Genomic DNA, 2,123 nt, shown 5'->3' with positions numbered 1-2,123 from the left:
TACAGCAGGAACTGCACCAGTTTGACGCTCTCAAGCCGCTTCATCGTTGATCCCCTGTTTGTCTTCGATCGCCACAGGCTCGCCGACGGTGCCATCTGCATGCGCCTCATCCCTGGCGGCTCCCCACTGCGCCAGCCGTATTAAAGCTGTTTCTCCCAGCACGTCGACGATGGCCGGGCGAATGGCCACGCCACCAACCGACTGCTCCTGCAGGGGGGTGAGATGGCCACTGTCATCGTCTTCCAGCCGCCGGGCGATGCCCCAGCGCTTGGCGGAGCGCAGCAGTGTGTCAAGCTCGCCTCGGGTTGGCAGGTCGCGCCCGGTCATCAGGTGGAACTTCTCCTGCAGCTCGATGTAGTCGCACAGGATCTCGCCATCTTCTGTGAGCCCACCCGCGCGCACGCCTTCGTCGTACAGGCCGCGCAGCACCAGAGCAAACAGCGTCTGGGCCACGGTCGCGGTACCGGCCTTGGCGTGCTGCGGCAGCGCGGTGACATAGCGCAGCTGCCGGTTGATCGACAGCGACACGCCCAGCGGGGCCAGAACCTTGGCGAACTCGCGCTCGTAGAGGTCCAGAATGGCATAGGTCACCCGACTGCTCCGGTCGGAGTGGTAGATCACCTGCTCGGCCACCAGCCGGTAGGCGGCGGTTTCGAAGTCTTCGATGGCATAGATGCCATCCAACCGGCTGGCCAGATTCTCCCAATCCCCTGGGTTGCTCATTTGGTCTCCCTGTTTTTAGTCTGACGTTTGCGCCAGCTCAGTGTGAATGGCTTGCCGCTCAAATACGGGTGCTCGGCGGCTTCGTCGCTGGTGTAGCGCAGCTCCATGCCCGGGGCCGAAGCCCGGCCTTCCATTTCCAGCCGGGGGATTCGGGAGTTGGTGGCCATCGCCACACTGGTCAGGGCCTGGAATGCACGCACGTCCTCGATGGATGCGCAAGGCAGCGCGTCGCGGCCGGCTGCGGCCGTGTCCTGCAGTACTTTCTCGGCATAGGCGCGCAGCTTCACGGGCGTGATGGAACGGCGCTCCTGGGCGCGGCGCACTAGGTTGCCTATGGCGCGGGTGCGATCGGAGATGATCACCTGGCGCAAAGGCGTGGGCGCCAGCCGCGGCACCTCCTTGCGTGGTTGGGCCAGGCGGGCGGCACCCATCAGGGCATCCGGCGGAAACACCGGGGCGACACCGATGTCGGGATGGGCAATCAACCGGTCCATGGTCTGCCGGAGCAGGTTGTCGATGGGGCGAATGGCGCGCAGCTTGTATTCCAGGAAGGCTAGCGCGCGCCGGTTGGCAACGCGGATCTCTTCATCCAGACGCTCCAGGTATTCCTCGATCCGGTCAAGTTCATAGAGGCGCTGTAGGTCGCGCTGGAAGGCGGCCTGACCTTTTTTGTCATCCCCACTGGAGAGGCGGTTCACATACCAGTCAAGCAAGCGACTGCGCTGCTCTGGCTGGGTGTCGATATCTGTGACGGCGTCCAGGATCTGCTGGCGCTTGGATAGGGGGTGCTCCCGGGTACGCAGTTCCTGGTAGTCCCCAATAAAAACTTCTTGGATGTACGAGGTAAAAAAGGAGCGAACATACTGGGCCGTGGTCGGTTGCGCGCCTATGGCCGCCATGAGATCGCGCACATTGGTGCCGGTGTTACGGATGTAGACCAACAGGTTGCGGCACTGCTCGGCCGCCTCCCGCAGCAGGTCGCCGCTGGCTTCGCCCTTGTGCACCTGGGCCACGGCCGCATCGATCGCGCGGATCTTGCCGGAAACGAACACCGGCCCCGTCTCGGCGAAGTTGATCAGTTGGGTCAGCACCTGGCCCACGGCCGGCGCCATGTTGACGGTCTTCTCGATGCCGTATTTCTCCAAGCGCAACCAGCCGGTCTCGACCAAGCGGTTGAAGGTGCCGATGGCCCGGATGTTCGGGGGCGTGTCGGGCTGATCGTCGGACTCGGGCTGCCATTCGTCGGCGTATTTGAGGTGGTCCTCGATCTCCTGGGTGATCTCTCGCTGCAGGAAACCATAGCTGGGCGGTAGCGGCGCGTCGGGACCAAAGCGCCTGCGGTGTAAATGGCACAGCAGCGACCAATATCCGTGCCGATTTGGCGATGCCAGCGGACCGAA

Annotated in this window: 2 protein-coding genes; both read right to left on the bottom strand. The window is 63.6% G+C overall.

What is annotated here, in order from left to right; genetic code table 11:
• Window positions 1-30 precede the first annotated feature (30 nt).
• Window positions 31-723 carry a DUF4194 domain-containing protein gene (locus tag Q0T48_RS06630; RefSeq protein WP_295954112.1) on the bottom strand — a complete coding sequence of 231 codons (693 nt, stop codon included), beginning with the start codon at window positions 721-723 and terminating at the stop codon, window positions 31-33.
• A partial coding sequence (locus Q0T48_RS06625) for a Wadjet anti-phage system protein JetA family protein (protein WP_295954111.1) occupies window positions 720-2,123 on the bottom strand: 1,404 nt, incomplete at its 5' end. The genes Q0T48_RS06625 and Q0T48_RS06630, both read right to left, overlap by 4 nt.

Origin of the sequence: Rhodoferax sp. (genome assembly GCF_025354435.1) — a bacterium.
Lineage (GTDB): Bacteria > Pseudomonadota > Gammaproteobacteria > Burkholderiales > Burkholderiaceae_C > Rhodoferax_B.
The sequence above is the reverse complement of the archived record's forward strand: the minus strand, read 5'-3'. Positions and strand labels throughout refer to the sequence as shown.